The sequence below is a fragment of the Natrinema sp. 1APR25-10V2 genome, assembly GCF_031626495.1.
In the GTDB taxonomy this organism is placed as follows: Archaea; Halobacteriota; Halobacteria; order Halobacteriales; family Natrialbaceae; genus Natrinema.
The window spans coordinates 120,088-139,295 of record NZ_JAMQOJ010000007.1 but is presented as its reverse complement, the minus strand read 5'-3'; the positions used below and the strand labels follow the sequence as shown (position 1 = coordinate 139,295).

Sequence of the window (19,208 nt, the reverse complement as noted above, 5' to 3'; positions counted from 1 at the left end):
TAGTCGACCTCGATCATGTTAGTCTTCCATCTCGGCTTTGGCGACCTCGGCACCGGCGAACTCGAGTACCTCCTTCGCGCCGCCTTCGGAGTAGCCCTGTTCCATCAGCGCGTCGATCCACGCGGAGCGCTCGTCGTCGTCGAACTCGTTTGCCGACACCAGCGCCGAGAAGTTGATGTTGTGCTTCTTGTCCTCCCAGAGTTTGCGCTCTAGCGCGCGGCGCAGACGCTCGTTGTCCTGCGGGTTGAACGCCTCTCCCTCGCGAGCGCGTCGGGAGACCCAGTTCGAAACCTCCTGGCGGAAGTCCTCCTTGCGGTCCTCGGGGATGTCGAGTTTCTCCTCGACAGACCGAAGGAACGTCTCGTCGGGTTCCTGCTCGCGACCGGTGAGTTCGTCCTCGATGGTGTCGTCGTCGATGTAGGCCATGACGTGGTCCATGTACTTCTCGCCCTGGCGCTGGATCTCGTCGATGTCGTAGGCCAGCGCGTGGCGGACGTCCTCGATGGCCCGTTCCTTGTACTCCTCGCGGACCGTCTCGAGGTAGCGGTAGTACTGCTCGAAGTTCTCCTCGGGGATCGAGCCGTGGTGTTCGAGGTTCTCCTCGAAGAAGTTGAACACCGTCAGCGGCGAGAGGAAGCCCCGTTGGCGGTGTTTCGAGTCCATGATCGCCTCGGCGATCTCGTCGCCGATAAAGCGGGGCGAGACGCCGACCATGCCCTCGCCGATCTCGGCCTTGGCCTCGGCCTCGTCGCGGAGCTTCTTGACGTCGATGTCGTCGCCCTCGTCGATCTCGCCGTTGTACGCCTTTGCCTTCGAGAGTAGTCCGACGGTCTCGGTGTCGGGCTCTTCGATGCGGGTGAGGACGCCGAACAGCCCCGCCATCTCGAGTGTGTGGGGCTCGACGTTGATGTCGGGTACGTCGGCGTTGTTCAGCATCTTGTTGTAGATGCTGGCCTCGTCCTCGTAGGAGAGGACGTAGGGGAAGTCGATCCGCTTGGTGCGGTCGTTGAAGGCCTCCATCTTCTCGTCGCCCTTCTTGTCCTTGTACTCGGGCATGTTGGTGCGGCCCACGATCACCTGGTCGATGTCGATCCGGGGGTTGTTCTTGGGCTTGATCGTCTGTTCTTGGGTCGCGTGGAGGAAGTCGTAGAGGAACTCGCGCTGGAGTTTGAGCAGCTCTTCGCCGGAGAAGATACCGCGGTTCGCGTTACAGAACGCTCCCGAGTAGTCGAACGCGCGCGGGTCGCTCTCGCCGTAGATGGCGATCTTCGAGTAGTTGACGTCGCCGGTCAGTTCGGTCTCGTCCTGGTTCTTCTTGTCCTTGGGCTCGAAGGTCTCGAGGCCCTGGCGCTTGTTCTCGTCGGCGACGAAGCGGACGATCTCGACGTGGTTTTCCAGGACCTGCTGAAGGTCGTCGTCGTAGTAGGCCAGCAGCTTGTCCATGTAGAACTCGCTTTCGGGGTCCAGCGCCTGCTCGTTCTGGATCGTGTACGGCGCGTCCAGGTTCTCGTTTAGATCGTCGATCACGCGCTGGCGCTGCTCGAGCGGGAGCAAGACGAGCGGGTCCTGGTTCATCGGGGACCGGACGGTGTCGTCGGCCGGGTCCTGGTCCTGAATCACGTCACAGAGGTTGGTCCACCGGAAGGTGTACATCCGGCCGTCGTCGCGTAGCGTGTAGTCCTCGAAGTATTTACGGACCTGTTTGTCGAAGTGGGACTTCCCGGAGCCGACCGGCCCGAGCAGGAGCTTGATCCGGCGTTCGGGACCGAGCCGCCTGGCACCCGACTTTACCTTGTTGACGAACTCGTGGATCGACTGGTGGATCACCTTCCCGTAGAAGGTGTTCTCGCCGTCACCGAGTGGGTCCTCGCTGGCGAGCTGGTACTCGACCATCCCCTCGGTCTCGTCGTAGGTGGTGCCGTAGTAGTCGAACATGTCCGCGACGCGCTGGTGTGCGTTGCGGGCCACTTTCGGGTCCTCGTACACCTCCTCTAGGTACCAGTCGAAGGACTTGGTTTCCCGCAGGTCTGCGGGCATCGATTCCTTGTAATCCGTACTGAGCTGCTCGAGTGTCTCGATGTCACCGGTCATGGTATCGTTGGTTGGTTCCCCCATCTGCGGTCGTCCGTCGTCGCACGGAGCGCGGAAGCGGCTGTCGTTCGGCTACCCGTGTCGTTCCGGGGCCGAACCCTCGGGATCTGTCGCCTCGCGTCACCCGCTGTGAGCGCCTCGTAGTCGTCGCGCTCCTCGAGCGGGCACCCGGGGAGCGTGACCCTTTCGTGGGCGGCGTCTGTCAGCCGTGTCATGTGTCAGCTATCACCATCTTCCGTTGCACGATAACCGCTCGCGGGCTCGGGCAACGGTGCGCCGGGGACGGGCGCGGAGTGGATCGGTCCGTCGAACGGATACCGATAGTATTTAATGAGTGAGTAATCCAGCTACTTAGCCTTAGCCCCAAAAGGTATTTGTCAGAACTTTATTGCAGGCAAATACTGCAATAACACTATTATGGTGCTCGCTACCACACCCCATATTCGGCCGATTACGACATAAGTCGACGGCCTGCAGAGTCTACGTCGGGTCGCGCGCAGCGGCGCTTTCTCGCGCGACGCTGGTGGGCCGCGCGGTGGAGGGAAGCCAGGGGGAGAATCACGCCCTCGCTCCGCCCTCGCTCGAATGTCTCCGCGGTCTTTCCGTGACGACGAGGCTATACGGTCGCCGACCCTACCGGCGGCTATGTCGGACTCGGATCCGGACGACGCGGTGGACCGCTCGAGGCTGCCGGACGCCTGGACCGTCTGGAGTCGCGGCGAAGACGGACGGCTCGTCCTCGCGTACCGGCCCGACGTCTTCGACGGCGCAGCGTTTCCCGCTCCCTGCCTGCCCACGCTGTACCTCACTCACGGGAAGCGAACCCGTCGTCCCGGTATCAACCCCGCCGACACCGCCGATTCCGCGGACTGGTTCGTCACGCTCTACCTCGAGCCGGACGTCTCGCTGGACGAGACGCTCCGGTTTCCGACCAGAGAGGCGGCGCTCGAGCGAGCGATCGCCCTCGCCCGGGCGTTCGATGCCGGCGACGTCGACTACCGGGAGCTGTATCAGGTCCCTCGCGAGGAGTACTTCGAGCGACTCGACGAACTCACCGGCGACGATACCGACGACTGATATCGATTCGCGCTCGGCGAACGGGACAGTCGGGCCCGCCCGGGACGTGACCCTTAACCGCCAGTGGAAACTATCGATACCTATGTCGACCGTCACGCTCGTCGGTTCCCGGCTGGCCGAGCCCGGGACCGAGTTCGTTTACGAGGGCGAAGCCGATGCCTGCGCCGGCTGTCCCTACCGCAGTCAGTGTCTCAACCTCTCTCCCGGCACGAAGTACCGCGTCACGTCCGTCCGCGAGAACGCCCAGACTCTCGAGTGCGCCATGCACGACGGCGGCGTTCGCGCCGTCGAAGTCGAGCCCGCGGCCGTGCGCGCGAACATCACCTCCAAAGGGGCCTTCGCGGGCAGCAAGACGAGCCTCCCTGGCCCCTGCCCGTACGTCGAGTGTCCGAGCCACGAGTACTGCGAACCCGACGGCGTCGAGTTCGACGAGGAGTACCGGATTCGGAAGATCATCGGCGACCCGCCGCACGACGTTTGCCACCTCGACCGCCCGCTCGAGCTGGTCGAACTCGAGACCGACGACTGAGCCGACCTCTCTTCCTGTGGCTCTGTGGCTAGAGTTTCCGCGCGCGACGCAGCTTTGGCGGCCGCGACACTAAAATAGGGCCTTCACAAACTATTGGCTGACTCTCTGTCGATGATGGTGATGGCCGCGAGCGGCGATTGCCGCGCGTACGAGGGGGGACCGAACCCGCGGGCGAGCGAGGGTGGTGAGCCGTGACGCTGCGATCCGTGCCAATCGTCGACCGCGTCACTGACGCCTTCTTCGCGCTCGATACAGGCTTTCGGTTCACCTACCTCAACGACCGTGCCGAGACGCTGCTCGAACGCGACCGCGAGGAACTGATTGGCCGGGTCATGTGGGACGAATTCCCACAGACCGTCGAGACGCAGTTCCCCGACGGGTTCCACCGCGCGATGGACGAACAGATCCCAGTCTCGTTCGAGATTTATCACACACAACTCGAGACCTGGTTCGAGGCCCGGGCCTACCCCTCCGAAAGCGGCCTCTCGGTGTACATGCGCGACGTCACCGAGCGACGCGCTCAGGAGACGACGCTGGCCCAGCACGCGGCCGTCGTCGAGGCGGTCCGGGACGCCATCGTCACGCTCGATCGCAACCGCGAGATCATCACGGTCAACGGCGCGACCGAGGCGTTCCTCGGTGCCGACCGATCGACGCTCGTCGGCGAACACGTCGAGACCCTGACCGAGCGCGCCGGAATCGCCGACGAACACGCCGTCGAGATCGGCCGTGCCATCACCGACGTCGACGTCAGAAACGCCGACCGCCGCCAGCTCGAGCTTCCCTACACCGGTCCGGACGGCGACGATCGGATGGGCGAGTTCCGGTTCGTCCCGATCGAGGACAACGTCGCGACCGTCGCTCTCGTCGTCCGGGACGTCACCGATCGCCACGAGTACGACCGCGTCGTCACGTCGCTGCACGAGGTCACCCGATGGTTGCTGGAATCCGACGACCCCGAAGAGATCTGTGCGATCGCGGTCCACGCGGGCAGCGACCTGCTCGGTCTCCCCATCAGCGGCGTCTGGCTGCTCGAGGAGGAACAGGGCTACCTCGAGCCGGTCGCCGGCACCGCCGGCGCGCACGACGAGTTCGGCGGTCTCCCGCGGTTCAACCCCGGCGAGGGACTCGTCTGGGACGTCTTCGAGTCAGGGGAGGTCGAACTGTTCGACGACCTCGAGACGATCGAGCAGCTCTATAACCCGGAGACGCCGCTTCGATCGGAGATCATCGCTCCGATCGGCACCCACGGCGTGCTCATGACCGGCTCGCTCGAGTCGAACTGGTTCGACGAGACTGACGTCGACCTCATCTCGACGCTCGTCGAGAACACGCGGGCCGCGCTCGACCGAGCCGAACGCGAGCGGGTCCTCCGGGATCGAACGGCCGACCTCGAGCGCCAGACCGAACGGCTCGAGGCCGTCGCCGAGGTGCTCTCGAGCGACCTCCAACAGCAACTCGACGCCGTCGCCGACGCACTCGAGGACGACGGGGCCGGTAAGTGGGAGTTCCCGCTCGCCGAGGACACCGTCGAGACGACCCTCGACCGGGCCGAACGGCTCGTCGACGACGTCCGAGAGTTCGCCCGCAACGCGACGGCCGTCGGCACTCGCAGCCGGCTCCGCCTGGAGTCGGCCGTCGACGACGCCGTCGCCGCCTCGCACATCGACGAGGGGAGCGTGGTCGTCGACGCCGCGGCCACGCTCCGGGCCGATCCCGACCGGTTCATCCATCTCCTCGAGACGGCCTTCGACAGCGCCGCCGCGCGAGCCGAGGGCGACGTGACGATCCAGATCGGCCTCCTCGGGTTCGACGACGGCGGTAGCCGCGGTTTCTTCCTCCTCGATGACGCCGCCGAGATCCCAGCGAACGCCCACGATCGGGTCCTCGATCCGACCGCGGACGACGACACCGCGATCGACGGGCTCGGGCTCGCGCTCGTCCGGGCCATCGCCGAAGCCCACGGCTGGGACTGTACGGTCACGAACGGCGACAACGGCGGAACGTGCGTCGAAGTGCGGGACGTGACGACGCTCGAGAAGCGCCTCGAGTAGCCGCCGAACTACTCCGAAACGACCGATTCGCGCGCCATGTCCTGACAGAGCTGTCGGTAGCCGTCCTGCTCGAGGAGCTCCTGCATCGTATCGTCGACCTGAACGCGGAGGACCGCCAGCCGGTCTTTGAGCTCGGCGTACTCCTGACTGGAGCGGCGTTCTGCCTCGGTCTTCTGGTCGTCCAACAGTGCTTTCTTCGAAGCGAGCGCGAAGAACTCCTGGAGTTGCTCGTCGTAGGTAGAACGCAACAACAGCTGGTCGATGATCGCGACCAGTTCGTCCTTCGAGACGGGTTTGACGAGATAGTCGTCGAATCCCATCTCGATGATGTCGAAGTCCGGTTCGACCGCCGTCACCATCGCGACTCGACAGTCGAGTCGCCGCTCTCGGATCGTATCGAGGACGGTGTCGCCCGACAGGCCTGGCATCCGTCGATCCAGCAGGACGACGTCGGTCTCCTCGTCGATTGCGTCGAGTGCCTCGCTGCCGTCGTAGGCGGTCTCGACGTGACACTCTTCGCCAAGCCAAGCGGCATAGAGGTTCGCGAGGTCGGGCTCGTCTTCGACGATCAGGACGGACGGGGTGTCGGTGGGCATCGGGGTTCCTCGTATACGATCGGCTCGTTGACCGACTCGTCCCGAACGCATATCAAGATACCGGACAGTTGAACGGAACGAAGCGGACCGATTCGGTCATTTGCCGACGCTACCGTCGCGGAATCGACAGAACCGATCGTCCTGTTTGGAGCGAACGTGATCGTCACTCGAGTTCGCGTTCGATCGTCGCGCGCCGCTCGCGGATCGCGGCCGCGTCGGTTTCGATCGTCCGGTCGCCGAAGTCGATCGCAAGCTGGCCGTCGTCGGTCGCAGTCCCGAGTTCGACGACCGGGGCGACGCCGTCGAACGCTTCGCGGACGGCCTCGACCGACTCGGTCTGGATCAGCGCGCGGCCCGGCTGTTCGTGGAACAGCGCGCCCGCCGGATCCTCGACCGGGATCGACACCTCGAGGCCGGCGTCGTCGGTGACCATTTCTGCCAGAGAGACGGCCAGTCCGCCGTGGCTGACGTCGTGGACGGCCAGCGTCGCGTCGTCGTCGGCGACGGCCGCGAGCGTCTCGATTAGGGCCGCGGGTTCGTCGGGCAGGTCGGGGAACCCGTCGCTGCCGTCGAACCGGGCGAGGTACTCGGAGCCGCCGAGCGACGGTTCGCCGCCTTCGAGCCCCAGATCGCCGACCAGCACGAGGTCGCCCTCGGGTGCGACCGCCAGCGGCGGCGCGTCGTATCCCGCCTTCGAGCCGACCATCGCGAGCGTCGGCGTCGGCGGGATCGGTCCCGCGACGGAATCGTTGTACAGCGAGACGTTGCCGCCGACGACCGGCGTCGACAGGGTCTCGCACATCTCGGCGAGGCCGTCGACGATTCCGGTGAAGCCGCCGTAGACGTCGGGTTTCTCCGGGTTACCGCCGTTGAGGCAGTCGACCGCGGCCAGCGGCGTCGCGCCCTTGGCCGCGATGTTCGTCGCGTTCTCGAGGGCGATCGCACGGGCACCCTCGCGCGGGGCGACGTCGGTCCAGTTCGGTGCGGCTCCGGACGAAATCGCCAGCCCCTGTTCGGCCTCTCGGACCGCGACGATCGCGGCGTCGTCGCCCGGCCCCACGCTCGTTCGCACGCCGACCTCGTGGTCGTACTGGCGGTAGACCCACCGCTTCGAGGCGGTATTCGGGCTCGAGACCACGGCGTCGAAGGCCCCTTCGAGGTCGATCTCGGGCAGGTCGGTCGCGGGCGGTTCGGGGTCCTCGGTCTCGAGGTCGTTCATCGGCGCGCCCTCGCCGAGGAAGTAGGCGTCGACGTCGACGACGGTCTCTCCATCGAAGGTACAGACGTAGTTGCCGTCGGTGACCTCGCCGATGACCGAACAGCCCAGATCGAACCGCTCGGCGATCTCGCGGACGCGCTCGACGTTGTCGGGTTCGACCTCGTAACACATCCGCTCCTGGGACTCGGCCAGCAGGATCTCCATGGCGTTCATGTTCGGCTCGCGCTGGTGGACCCGCTCGAGTTCGATTTCGGCCCCGAGGTTCGCTTTGGCGACCATCTCGCTCGAGGCACCGCCGAGACCGGCGGCTCCGAGGTCGCGGGCCGACTCGATCAGGTTCTCGTCGACGAGGGCTTCGTTGGCCTCGATGAGCAGTTTCTCGGCGTAGGGGTCGCCGACCTGGACCGCGGGCCGGTCTTCGGTTTCGGCGTCCTCCGCCAGGTCCTCACTGGCGAAGCTCGCACCACCGAGCCCGTCGCGACCGGTGGCGTTTCCGACGAGGACGAGCTTGTTGCCCGGTTCCTGCGCTTCGGCGGTGACCAGTCTGTCCTCGTTCGTCAGGCCGACGCAGGCGACGTTGACGAGCGGGTTCCCCTCGTAATCGGGGTGGAAGTCGACGCTGCCGGCGACCGTCGGGACGCCGATACAGTTCCCGTAGTGGCTGATCCCCTCGACGACGCCCTCGAAGAGGTACTTCGAGTGCTCGCGGTCGAATTCGCCGAAGTACAGCGAGTCGGCGAGCGCGATGGGGTACGCGCCCATCGAGAGCGTGTCCCGGACGATGCCGCCGACGCCGGTCGCCGCGCCGTCGAATGGGTCGACGTAGGAGGGATGGTTGTGGCTCTCGATCCCCATCGTGATATACGTGCGTTCCCCGTCCTCGCCTCCGGTTTCGGGCAGCGCGACGACTGCCGCGTCGTCGCCCGGCCCGACGACGACCTGCTCGCCCTCGCTGTCGAACGCCGACAGCAGCGGTCGCGATGAGCGGTACGCGCAGTGCTCGCTCCAGAGGTTCTCGAACAGCGCCGCCTCCGCTCGCGTCGGCTCCCGGTCCAGTTCCGAGACGACGAGTTCGCGGTCCGAATCGGCAAGACTCATTCATCTAGGTGGTGAAAGTCGGCCGATAAATGGGTTTCTATGTGCACGTTCGTGCATTAGAACAGGGTGGTCCACCGAGCGCGAGGATCGAGCCGTTTTTGATCAGCCCGTCTAAACGTACGTTCGTGCTGTCGGTCGAACTTCACACGCACTCGTCGCTGTCCTACGACGGCCGCGACCCGGTCGAGTTGATTCTCGAGCAGGCCGAAGCCGTCGGTCTCGACGCGATTGCGGTCACGGACCACGACGAGATCGACGCGAGCCTCGAGGCGGTCGAGCGCGCGCCCGACTACGGTCTCGTCGGGATTCCAGGGATGGAGATCTCGAGCAAGGCTGGCCACGTCCTCGGACTCGGGCTCGAGGAGGCCGTCCCGCCCGGACTCTCGTTCGAATCGACGCTCGAGGCGATCCGCGAGCAGGACGGGCTGGCGGTGATTCCCCATCCCTTTCAGGAGTCGCGCCACGGCGTGATGGCCCGCATCTCGCGCGAGGAACTCGCCGAGGGCGACGCGATCGAGGTTTACAACTCCCGGCTCTTCACCGGGCGAGCGAACCGGCAGGCCGAGCGCTACGCCCGGTCGCGGGACCTGCCGATGACCGCCGGCAGCGACGCCCACATCAGCGAAATGGTCGGCCAGGCGATCACCCGCGTCGACGCCGACGAGCGCACGGCCGACGCGATCCTCGAGGCGATCGCCGACGGCCGGACGACCGTCGAGGGGAAACGAACGCCGTGGCGCATCAGCGTCCAGCAGTTCGCCGGCGGCGTCACGCGACGGCTGGGCCACGTATTCAAACTGTTTCGATGACACCACCACCGACGACCGACCCACCCCTTCGCGGTGCCGAGCCGACGACCGTTCGCGACGCCCTCGAGCGCGGCGACCCGCTACCGGGAACGGCCGGCTTCGCGGGCGAACTCGACGGCCGCCTCGTTCGGGACGTCCTCGGGCGGGTTCAACTGTTCGTCGACGGCGAGGCCACTACCGACGATACGAGCCCCGCGTGGGCGTTCGAGCCGTCGGCGCTCTCGGACCCGCAGCTCTTTCCGGCCGGCGGGGTCGCGCCGGTATCGGACCCCGTTTCCGGACAGGAATCCCGCTGGACGCTGCCGGAATCGGATCCGGAAACAGACCGAGATGCCGCACTCGAGGCCCTCGAGCGCGCTATCGAGACGGCGGCCGAGACCGTCCGGCGGGACGACCGAGAGATCGCCGTCGCCTTCTCCGGCGGCGTCGACTCGGCGCTGGTCGCCGAACTCCTCGACGCGCCGCTGTACGTCGTGGGCTTCCCCGACAGCCACGACGTCGAGGCCGCGCGGACGGCCGCCGACGCGATGGGCCGCGACCTGACCGTGGTCGACCTCGAGCCGGCTGACTTGGAGCGCGTCGTTCCTAAGGTAGCGCGGGCGACCGGTCGGACGAACGCGATGGACGTCCAGATCGCGCTCCCGCTGTATCTGGTCGGCGAACGGGTCGCCGCCGACGGCTTCGACGCACTCGCGGTGGGCCAGGGCGCGGACGAACTGTTCGGCGGCTACGAGAAGGTCGTCCGGCTCGACCACCGGGTGGAGGCCGAGACGGTTCGCGGGGCCGTTCGAGAGCAGATACGAAGTCTGCCGATGCAGCTTCCACGAGACGTGCTGACGATCGACGCGACGGGGCTCGAGCCGGTCGCGCCGTTCCTCCACGACGCCGTCGTCGAGGCGGCGCTCCGACTGCCGGACGACCTGCTGGTCGACGAGGACGAACGAAAGCGGGGCTTCCGACGAGTTGCGGCCCGCCATCTGCCGGCCGAGATCGCGAATCGGGACAAGAAGGCGGTCCAGTACGGCAGTCTCGTCGCCCGCGAACTCGACCGGCTCGCCCGGCAAGCCGGCTACAAGCGCCGGATGGACGACCACGTCTCGAAGTACGTCGAGTCGCTGCTCGCGGATCCGGAGACGCAATCCGACTGATTTTCGGATCGCTCAGGAGGGCATCGGACAGAGGCTCGCGGTGAAGACCACCGTCTCGTCGGTCTCGTTTCGCGCGCCGTGATCCACCCCGCGCTCGTGGTGGACGACGCCGGGCGCGTCGATCCGTTCGTGATCGCCGTCCCGAACGACGGTCACCGTCCCCTCGAGGACGTGGAAGACGTTCGTACTCGCCGCGTGCTCGTGGGTCTCGAGTTCCGCGCCCGGTCCGAGCGCGAACGCTTTCACGAGTACGTCGTCGGTGACGACCAGTTCCGCGGTCTGGACCTCTCCGTCGGCCGGCTCGAGGTCGGCGATCGCATCGGCGTAGCTGTCGAGCATACGAGTCGGTTCGACGGGGGACGCCAAAACGGCAGGGGAACGAGAAAAACGGGAGACGATGTCGCAGGGGTCGGCAGTCGACTCGAGGCCGGCCGCTCAGTCTTCGGTCTCGGTCGGCAGCTTGTTCGCCGGTTCGTGCTCGACGTTCTCGGAGACGGTTCGGCGGTTCATCTCGCCGATGCGATCGGCGACCTCGCCGACGACGTCCTCGAGGGGTTCCTGGACCTCGCTGTCCTCGTTCTTGACGAGCGCGCCCATGCTGCCGTCGGCCCCGAAGTCGGGGTGGATCGGGATCCGGCCCAGCAGCGGCACGTCGTACTTGTCGACGATCGTGTCCGCGCCGCCGGTGCCGAACAGACCGTGCTGGTCGCCACAGGACGGACAGATGAAGGAGCTCATGTTCTCGACGACGCCCAGCACCGGCGTGTCGTGCTTGTTGAACATCTGGATCCCCTTGCGAGTGTCGTCCAGCGCCATCTCCTGTGGCGTCGTGACGACGACCGAGCCGGTCACGGGCATCGACTGGAGCAGGTTCAGCGTCGCGTCGCCGGTCCCCGGCGGCAGGTCGACGATGAGGTAGTCGAGGCGGCCCCACTCCACGCCCTCGAGGAACTTCATCATGAACTTGTTCACCATCGGCCCTCGCAGGATGGCGGGGTCGTCGTCGTCCTCCATCATCATCCCCATGCTGATGATGCGGACGCCGTCCGAGCGCGGCGGGACGATATCCTCGTTCGGCGTGACGCCGGGCTCGCTCTCCGGCGGAAGGATCTGTGGCACGTTCGGCCCGTGAATGTCGGCGTCGAGCAGCCCCACCATCGCGCCGCGCTTCTGGAGACCGGCGGCCAGGTTGGCCGCCACCGTCGTCTTGCCGACGCCGCCTTTCCCGGAGGAGACGGCGATGACGTTTCGGACGCGGGGGAGGACCTCGTCGTCGAAGCCGTGTTCCTCGCCGACGTGCGCGCGCAGGTCGGGCTCGAGGCCGGATTCTTCGATGACGTCGCGAATTCGGTTCCCGAGCTCGAGTTCCGAGGGCGCGTACGGCGCGTTGAACGCGAGCGAGATTCGGGCCGTCTCGTCGTCGATCGTGACGTCGTTGACCAGCCCCAGTGAGACGATGTCCTCGCCGATGTCGGGGTCTTCGACCCCCTCGAGTTTGATTTCGAGTTCGTGTTCTGTGATACTCATAGTGACTGTGTGCTAGCCGAACGAAGGGTGTGGAACGGGATACGTGTGATGGTTCGGAACTCGAACGACGCGGCTCGAGGGCGTCGTGTGCGAAAAATGAAAACCGGTGTTCGGTGGTCGGATGCGATACGGCGACGGTTACGGCGGGCCGACGCTGCTGATCGGCTCCGGTGGGCCGCCGTAGAAGACGACGCCGATCAGGACGGTCAGGATGAACATCCCGACCCACATCGAGGTCGTCAGGCCGACGAGGTAGCTCACGCCGATGAGCCCGGTCTTCGTGTCGCGGGGTTCGCCGAGGAACCAGGCCGCGAGCATGATGTAGACCGGGACCAGGATGATGGCGAAGATGATGTAGGTACCTTCGTTGGCGAAGCCGGTGAGGCCCTTCGTCCCGTCGTAGCCGTGATACAGGAGCGTCGAGAGGATCGTTTGCGTGGTACTCATGCTTCCACCTCCGGTTCAGTGGCTTCGTGTTCGTGCTCGTGGTCACCGCGCATGTGTTCGACCGCGTGAAGCTCGACCACTGGGACGAGCTTCGAGAGGTTGAGGAATAAAAGTGCAACCAGCGCAGTCGTGCCGACGAGCGACAGCAGCTCGATCGCGCTCGGGAAGTACTCCCCGGGCGTCGCGGCGTAGATGTTGAACACGGGGTCCATGAACCCTTCGACGACGAAGAGGACCTTCTCGGTCAACGTCCCCGTGAGGATCGCCCCGCTGGCGATGAGCGCCCGCTTCTTGCTGAACAGGGACGGCCGGATTCCCTGCAGGAAGATGTAGACGAGCGTGAGGAAGATCATCGTCATCGCGATCTGGTAGAGCGGGTTGGCCAGCTTCGCCTCGGCGGCGTGTGCTTTGGCCAGCGGGCCGAGGAAGACGCCGTTGAGGACGAACTGGAGCTGGAACCAGAGGAACAGCAGGGTGAAGAATCCGAGCCACAGCAGCAGCCCGCGGAAGATGTCGTCCGTGATGATGTGATCCCAGTCGTAGGCGCGTCGGAACGCGTACGAGATGATGATCACGCCGCTGATCGCCGACATCAGCGCGATGCTGAGGAACATCGGGCCCTGAATGCCGCCGGTCCAGGCGGGCATCGCCGGCAGCAGCGCGAACAGCCACGGGATGACGCCGCCGTGGAGCAGGAGCGGGGCCATGATGATGACCGCCGCTGCGAGCCACCAGACCATCCGGCTGATGATCTCGTCTTCCTTCTCGGTGTAGCCGAGCGTCATGATCTTGTAGACCGGCTCGAAGTGGTCCGGGAGGTCGTCGCGCAGTCGGCTGACGTCGTAGCGCAGCGTCAGGCCGAGGTAGGTCGCCGACAGCACGAAGTAGGCCGTGATGACCGTCACGTCCCACACCAGCGGCGAGTTGTTGACCGTGATGTGGTAGTGGCCGATGACGCTTGTGACCATCCGGTCCGGTCGACCCATGTGGACCAGAATGTAGAAGCCGGCGGCCGAGAGGCCACCGATGGTCGTCATCTCCGCGAGTCGGGCGATGGGCATGTATCGGTCCATGCCGAGCAGGCGGACGGCCGCCGAGAGGATGATCCCCCCGTGAGCGACGCCGACCCACCAGATGAACGCGCCGATGTACAGACCCCAGGTCGCACCGCCGCCGCTACCCCAGTCGCCGAGGCCGGTGACGATCAGACCCTTCTGGAGCTGGTAGGCCCACGCCACGAGGAAGGCTCCCAGTCCCAGCGCCGCGATGCCGTACAGGATGAAGTACTTCTTCGTGAGCGTGTTGATCGGGCGGAGGATGTCCTCCTCCGATGGCGTCTTCGTGCTCATGGCTGCCACCCGACGGTACCGTCATTGAGAGCTTCCTGTCGTTTGTCGAGCAGACCGACGTCCTCGTACTTCGTCGGTCCGGAGACCTGTTCGGCCTCCGGACCGGGCTCCTGCCCGAGGTACGTGACGTTCGGGTGCGTGCCGATGTCCTCGAGCAGCTTGAACGAGGTAGGATCGCCGGCGTACTGCTCGAGTCGGAACTGTGCGTCCTGTTCGGTTCCTTCGCCGAGTTGCAGTTCCTCAAGGGCTTCCTCGCTGTCGAGGTCGACGTACTGCTGGATGGCCTCGACGGAGGCGAGCACCTGTTGTTCCTGCTCGAGAATGGTGTCGTTTACTTCCTCGTTAGGTTCGAGACCCTCGCTGACGATCTCGACCGCTTTCATGACCGCGAGCACGCCCTCGTCGAACGAGCCATCGCTCCCCTCGGTGAGCTTCTCGATCGCGGATTCGATGTCGTCGTCCTGGCTGAGCGTGCTGTCGATCTGGTCCGGCGACGGCGCGGACTTGCTGCTTTCCGTGCCGTTGGTCAGGTGAACGATCGCGCGGCTCTTGGTCGGGTGATCGCGGTGCTGGGACGCGTCGCTCCGCTCGTCGTTGACGTTGCCGAACTGGATCGCGTTCGGCGGACAGGCCGTTTCGCAGGCCGTGGTTCCGACCTTGTCTTCGCCCACTTTGCCGTCCTGCATACTCGGACAGAACACGCATTTGCTCATCGCGCCGCGGGGGGCCCGGGCGTCGACCCAGCGTTCACCGTACTCGTATTCGCCCATGGTGGCTTCTTCCTCCATTTCGCTGTAATCCGTGTCGGGCTCGTCCCACTGGAAGTAGTTGACGCCGTAGGGACAGGCGACCTGACAGTACCGGCAGCCGATACAGACGTCGTAGTCGGTTAGGACCAGCCCGTCCTTGTCGCGGGTGTGGCGGGCCGTCGTCGGGCAGACCTTCTCGCAGGGAGCGTCCGTGCAGTGCTGGCACGGCCGAACGAGCATGTTGAAGTCGCTCCCCATGTTGAAATCGGTGTAGACGCCGGAGCCGCTGTGGCCTTCGCTCTCGTTTCCGCCGGAGCCACCGTGGCCCCCGGCGGAGTGGAGCTCGTCCTCCCAGGCCATGACGTACATCCAGTTGACCCCCTGATCCAGCTGGTTCTCCTCCGTACAGGCGACCATACAGGAGAGACAGCCGTCACAGCGTTCGAGGTCGATCGTCATGCCCCACTGGGTGTCGGGCTTCTCCTTCGTCTCCGAGTGCGAGCCGGATTCGGCTTCGGTGAGGCTCTGCTCGGGACCCTCGGCGACGGTACCAAAGGCACCCATCCCGACGGCGGTGGCCCCCACGCCCATCTTCTTCATCGCTTCGCGGCGACTCTCCTCGCCGTCGCCGTCGAACGCGTCGAGCATGCGGGAGACCGTCCCTTTGGTCTCCTCTTTGGCGGCCTCGTAGGCCTCCTTGGTCGGGCGTTCGTCCTCGCCGAACTCCTCCATCACGTCCTCGTGATAGCGCTCGTGGAATTCGGCCTCGGAGAGTTCGCCCTTGGTGACCCGCATCGCGTCCTGGGCCATGTCCATACCGAGCTCGCTGTCGTACTCGGTATCGTCGAGCATCGTCTCGAGTTCGTCTTCCCACTCTTCCCCGAGCGGGTGGAATGATTCATCGTCCGTACTCATTAGATCAGAACACCTCTGAATATGACACTGGTGTCATGCCGGAGGTACTGGACGGCATGCACTTGAAATCGTTCATTTGTGGATCCTCATTCCACCCCTCACAACCGTGTGCCGATGAAGGATAGAGCCGATTTCCAGCGTGTGAGAATCGGGGCGAACGTGTTCGCTAGTATAAGTAGACCATCCCCGCCGCCTGGCGATTCCGACAGCGACCCGGCCGACGAGCGGCGGAACCGAATGTCGCCACGTCACGTTCCGCTTCACCATCGGTCCACTTGAAGGGGGAGCCGGCCAACGAAACGACCAATCCGCGGAGAGCCAGCCACCGTGACCGACGATCGCGTGAGTACGACCCGAGGCGGGCTGTCGAATCGACGGTTTTCGGAGGCTCAGGGGCTCGCCAGCTGTTCCTCGAGGGAGTCCTCGCCGCCGACGTTCGGCAGGTCGTCGACGAACCGCTTGACGATCGCTTCCTCGGCCCGGTGGAGCGTCTCGCTGCAGGTCGATTTGGCGATGTCGAGGTGGCCGGCCAGTTCGGTGAGCGAACAGCGACGCGGGGTGTCGTAGTAGCCCTCCTCGACGGCGGCGGCGACCACCTCGAGCTGGCGCTCCGAGAGCAACTGGCTCTCGTGGAGCCGTTCGCGGACGTGCTCGATCCGGTACTTGAGGCCGAAGTGCTCGAGCTGTTCGGCGAGTTCGGCCAGCCGTTCGCGGGAGCCGGTGACCTCGATCGTCGCCTCGCCGTCCTGGATCTCGACGGGGAGCTCGATCGGCATTCCCGACTCACGAGAGGAGAACATCAGCAACGGCGCGGTGGTCTCGAAGTGGACCGTCGCCTCGTTGTCGCTCCACTGAGCGAGCGAGAGTTCGGTGATCTGCGGGTGGTCGTCCATCGCGTCGACGACGTTCGGGACCTCCGGGCCGGTAATCCGGACGAGGGCGAAGCCGGTGTCTGCGCCCGGGACGGCCGCGAGCACCCGGAACGTCGCCTCCGGATACTCCGTCGACACTTGCTGAATCCAGATCGCCTCGGGCATCGTGAGAGTGAGGGTTGCTTGAGCCATACGAACGTGTTCCGATCGAATCTATATACGGGTGGCTACGAATATGTTCGGCGAATTCCAGCGCCGTGGGAAGACCGTCGGCCGCGAACACGTTCGGACGAACGTCCAATCCCTCGCGGATCGAACGGCCGAATCGATGGCAACCGAATCGACGGAACGCACGCTCGACGTCCGAGAGATCGACGGCCCGCCGTTCGACGACATCGTCGCCGCGCTCGAGGACCTCGACGCCGACCAACGACTGCGACTGATCGCGCCGTTCGAACCGAAGCCGCTCTACGAGGAACTCGCCGATCGCGGGTTCACACACGAGAGCGAGCAACGCGACGGCGGCGTCTGGTACGTTTTCATCGAGCACGCGTAGGCAATCGGAACCGACGACGCGACGAACGTGTTCGTACAAAGCCCCATGCAGGAGCCGTTCCGACTCCGAACTACATGACGCGACTCGACGTCAGAGACATTCCGCCGGTGAACCGCCACCCGACCATCCACGACGAGTTCGACGACCTCGAGCCGGGCGAGACGCTGACGATCGTCAACGATCACGAGCCCAAGCCGCTGTTCTACGAGTTCCAGGCCGAAGTCGAGAGTTTCGACGCCGACGGCTACGAGGTCGAGCAGATCGCCCCCGACGAGTTCGTCGCCCGATTCCCGAAACAGGAGGCCTGACCGTCCGACGACGGTCGGGACTAGCGGCTACTACCGACCATGCCCACGCTCGCATCCACCGTCGATCGCACGGACGCACCGTCCGATCGGCCACGGGAGACCATCGACGTTCGCTCGCTCGGTCCGCCGGAACCGCTCAAGGAGACCCTCGAGACCCTCGTGGAACTCCCCGCGGAGACGGTCCTGGTCCAGCGAAACGACCGCGTGCCCCAGTTTCTGTTTCCGAAACTGGACGACCGCGGCTACGCACACGAGACGGTCGAACGCGACGACGACGTCGTGACCGTCATCTGGCGCGAGTGAGACTCGCGCCGCCGAGCCGCTCGGCGATTCAGCGGCGGACCGTACCAACGACCACTATGTACCAGACCGCACTCGAGCGATGATCGACGAACAGACCAATCAGATGAGAGACGACCGCGACCGGCGACGGTTCACCGACTTGCTCGCGACGACGACGATCGCGGCGTACGTCCTCGTCGCGCTCGGGACCGCCGTCGCGACCACCGACGGCGCAGCGACCTGTACCACCTGGCCGAGCTGTGCGACCGATTCGACGCTCGGCTCGCTCGCCGGCGGTACGCTCCTCTTCTGGGGCCACCGTGCGGCGGCGCTGGTGACCGGCCTCCTCGTGATCGCGTCGGCCCTCGCCGTTCGGCGGGTCGACGTCGGCCGCCGCGTCGCGGGCCTCGTCGGCGCGGCGCTCGTCCTCTTTCCGGTTCAGGTCGTCCTCGGTGCCGCCCTCGTCGTCGGCGGTCCCGCGGGTGTGAGCGGGCTCCACCTGATCCTCGCGATGGTCATCTTCGCGTGTCTCCTCGTGGCCCTCGTCCGAGCGCTCGAGGACGACGCACGCGACGAATCGATGGAGACCGACGCGCTCGAGCCGGCGGACCCCGTTCCGAGCGCCGGCGAGGGTGCCGCCGACGCACCCGATACCGGCGCCACGGCCGACCGTCCGGACGGCCGTATCGACCGCCTCAAACAGACGGCCGGCGCGTACCTGACGCTCACCAAACCGCGGCTGATGTGGTTGCTCTGTCTCGTCGCGGTCGCGGGAATGGGGCTCGCGACGCTGACCGGCGCGTCGCTCGAGCCGACGACCGTCGTCGCCACGCTGGCCGGCGGCGTGCTCGCTATCGGCGCGAGCGGCACGTTCAACCACGTCTACGAGCGCGACCGCGACCGGCGGATGAACCGCACGTCGGATCGGCCGCTGGTTCACGACCTCGTGCCGGCCCGGAACGCGCTGGCGTTCGGCGTCGGGCTCGCGCTCGTCTCGATGGCCGTCCTCGTGGTCTGGGTGAACCTGCTGGCCGCGGCGCTGACCCTCGCTGCGATCGCCTACTACGCGGCGCTCTACACGGTCGTCCTGAAGCCGAACACGGCCTGGAACACGGTGCTCGGGGGCGGTGCAGGTGCCCTGCCCGCGGTCATCGGCTGGGTAGCCGTCACGGGCGGCGTCGGGCCGCCCGCGATCGCCCTCGCCGCGGTGATCTTCCTCTGGACGCCCGCTCACTTCTACAGCCTCGCGATCGCCTATCGTGAAGATTACGCGCGTGGTGGCTTCCCGATGTTCCCAGTCGTCGAGGGAGTGCTGGCCGCGCGCCGACACGTTGCCCTCTATCTGGGGGCGACGCTGTTGGCCGCGAGCGTCCTCGGCTGGGTGGCCGGGCTCGGTCCCGTCTACGCGAGCACGTCGATCGCCCTCGGTGCCGTCTTCCTCCGATCGGTGATCCGACAGTACCGTCGGCCGACCGACGAGGTCGCCCTGCGCTCGTTTTACGTCTCGAACTACTACCTCGGCGCGATCCTCCTCGCGATCGTCCTCGAGACGCTCGTGATCGCCGGCTAGCGGCTCTCGATC

At 65.8% G+C, this 19,208-nt stretch carries 19 protein-coding genes; 9 read left to right on the top strand and 10 right to left on the bottom strand.

Annotation, left to right across the window (positions count from 1 at the left end; genetic code table 11):
• Nucleotides 1-18: 18 nt before the first annotated feature.
• Both NDO75_RS21275 and NDO75_RS21270 read right to left on the bottom strand, forming a co-directional pair.
• Nucleotides 19-2,091 (bottom strand): serine protein kinase PrkA, encoded by a 2,073-nt coding sequence (locus tag NDO75_RS21275; protein ID WP_310908827.1) that lies wholly within the window; start codon nt 2,089-2,091, stop codon nt 19-21.
• Nucleotides 2,088-2,306, bottom strand: coding sequence for a hypothetical protein (locus NDO75_RS21270; protein WP_310908623.1), 219 nt, complete (start codon nt 2,304-2,306; stop codon nt 2,088-2,090). Before NDO75_RS21270 ends, NDO75_RS21275 begins: the two co-directional genes overlap by 4 nt.
• Nucleotides 2,307-2,736: 430 nt before the next feature.
• Between NDO75_RS21270 and NDO75_RS21265 the strand changes: the two genes are divergently transcribed.
• From NDO75_RS21265 to NDO75_RS21255, 3 genes are all read left to right on the top strand, one after another.
• Nucleotides 2,737-3,168 (top strand): DUF5820 family protein, encoded by a 432-nt coding sequence (locus tag NDO75_RS21265; protein ID WP_310908622.1) that lies wholly within the window; start codon nt 2,737-2,739, stop codon nt 3,166-3,168.
• Nucleotides 3,169-3,250: 82 nt separating this feature from the next.
• Nucleotides 3,251-3,697, top strand: a complete 447-nt coding sequence (locus tag NDO75_RS21260) for a UPF0179 family protein (protein WP_310908621.1) — start codon at nt 3,251-3,253, stop codon at nt 3,695-3,697.
• A 191-nt stretch (nt 3,698-3,888) separates the two neighbouring features.
• Nucleotides 3,889-5,751, top strand: coding sequence for a PAS domain-containing protein (locus tag NDO75_RS21255; protein ID WP_310908620.1), 1,863 nt, complete (start codon nt 3,889-3,891; stop codon nt 5,749-5,751).
• Nucleotides 5,752-5,759: 8 nt separating this feature from the next.
• On the opposite strand, the gene NDO75_RS21250 is transcribed toward NDO75_RS21255, so the two are convergent.
• Together NDO75_RS21250 and purL are read right to left on the bottom strand one after the other, a co-directional pair.
• A complete protein-coding gene (locus NDO75_RS21250) occupies nt 5,760-6,347 on the bottom strand; it encodes a HalX domain-containing protein (RefSeq protein ID WP_310908619.1) in 588 nt (195 codons plus the stop codon).
• A 163-nt stretch (nt 6,348-6,510) separates the two neighbouring features.
• Nucleotides 6,511-8,664: a phosphoribosylformylglycinamidine synthase subunit PurL gene (gene purL / locus NDO75_RS21245; RefSeq protein ID WP_310908618.1), complete on the bottom strand. Its 2,154-nt coding sequence runs from the start codon at nt 8,662-8,664 to the stop codon at nt 6,511-6,513.
• A gap of 125 nt (nt 8,665-8,789) precedes the next feature.
• Between purL and NDO75_RS21240 the strand changes: the two genes are divergently transcribed.
• Both NDO75_RS21240 and NDO75_RS21235 read left to right on the top strand, forming a co-directional pair.
• Nucleotides 8,790-9,473 carry a PHP domain-containing protein gene (locus NDO75_RS21240; RefSeq protein ID WP_310908617.1) on the top strand — a complete coding sequence of 228 codons (684 nt, stop codon included), beginning with the start codon at nt 8,790-8,792 and terminating at the stop codon, nt 9,471-9,473.
• Nucleotides 9,470-10,621: an asparagine synthetase B gene (locus NDO75_RS21235; RefSeq protein WP_310908616.1), complete on the top strand. Its 1,152-nt coding sequence runs from the start codon at nt 9,470-9,472 to the stop codon at nt 10,619-10,621. The genes NDO75_RS21240 and NDO75_RS21235 overlap by 4 nt, the downstream gene beginning before the upstream one ends.
• A 12-nt stretch (nt 10,622-10,633) precedes the next feature.
• Here the strand turns inward: NDO75_RS21235 and NDO75_RS21230 are convergent, their stop codons facing one another.
• The 6 genes from NDO75_RS21230 to NDO75_RS21205 form a co-directional block, all read right to left on the bottom strand.
• Nucleotides 10,634-10,960 (bottom strand): cupin domain-containing protein, encoded by a 327-nt coding sequence (locus NDO75_RS21230; protein WP_310908615.1) that lies wholly within the window; start codon nt 10,958-10,960, stop codon nt 10,634-10,636.
• Nucleotides 10,961-11,056: 96 nt separating this feature from the next.
• Complete coding sequence (locus tag NDO75_RS21225) at nt 11,057-12,148, bottom strand: P-loop NTPase (protein WP_310908614.1); 1,092 nt, start codon at nt 12,146-12,148, stop codon at nt 11,057-11,059.
• A gap of 138 nt (nt 12,149-12,286) precedes the next feature.
• Nucleotides 12,287-12,595 carry a hypothetical protein gene (locus NDO75_RS21220; RefSeq protein ID WP_310908613.1) on the bottom strand — a complete coding sequence of 103 codons (309 nt, stop codon included), beginning with the start codon at nt 12,593-12,595 and terminating at the stop codon, nt 12,287-12,289.
• The gene (gene nrfD, locus NDO75_RS21215) at nt 12,592-13,944 is read right to left on the bottom strand and encodes an NrfD/PsrC family molybdoenzyme membrane anchor subunit (protein WP_310908612.1); all 1,353 of its coding nucleotides are present in this window, start codon (nt 13,942-13,944) and stop codon (nt 12,592-12,594) included. The genes NDO75_RS21220 and nrfD overlap by 4 nt, the downstream gene beginning before the upstream one ends.
• A complete protein-coding gene (locus tag NDO75_RS21210; RefSeq protein WP_310908611.1) occupies nt 13,941-15,608 on the bottom strand; it encodes a 4Fe-4S ferredoxin N-terminal domain-containing protein in 1,668 nt (555 codons plus the stop codon). The genes nrfD and NDO75_RS21210 overlap by 4 nt, the downstream gene beginning before the upstream one ends.
• Before the next feature lie 389 nt (nt 15,609-15,997).
• Nucleotides 15,998-16,672 carry a helix-turn-helix domain-containing protein gene (locus tag NDO75_RS21205; protein WP_310908610.1) on the bottom strand — a complete coding sequence of 225 codons (675 nt, stop codon included), beginning with the start codon at nt 16,670-16,672 and terminating at the stop codon, nt 15,998-16,000.
• Between the two features lie 136 nt (nt 16,673-16,808).
• Here NDO75_RS21205 and NDO75_RS21200 point away from each other — a divergent pair, with 136 nt between their 5' ends.
• The 4 genes from NDO75_RS21200 to cyoE all read left to right on the top strand — a co-directional run bounded on the left by NDO75_RS21200 (nt 16,809) and on the right by cyoE (nt 19,196).
• A complete protein-coding gene (locus NDO75_RS21200; protein WP_310908826.1) occupies nt 16,809-17,036 on the top strand; it encodes a DUF2249 domain-containing protein in 228 nt (75 codons plus the stop codon).
• 74 nt (nt 17,037-17,110) lie between these two features.
• Nucleotides 17,111-17,344, top strand: coding sequence for a DUF2249 domain-containing protein (locus NDO75_RS21195; RefSeq protein WP_310908609.1), 234 nt, complete (start codon nt 17,111-17,113; stop codon nt 17,342-17,344).
• 39 nt (nt 17,345-17,383) lie between these two features.
• The gene (locus tag NDO75_RS21190; RefSeq protein ID WP_310908608.1) at nt 17,384-17,647 is read left to right on the top strand and encodes a DUF2249 domain-containing protein; all 264 of its coding nucleotides are present in this window, start codon (nt 17,384-17,386) and stop codon (nt 17,645-17,647) included.
• 79 nt (nt 17,648-17,726) lie between these two features.
• Nucleotides 17,727-19,196: a heme o synthase gene (cyoE, locus tag NDO75_RS21185; RefSeq protein WP_310908607.1), complete on the top strand. Its 1,470-nt coding sequence runs from the start codon at nt 17,727-17,729 to the stop codon at nt 19,194-19,196.
• Nucleotides 19,197-19,208 lie beyond the last annotated feature (12 nt).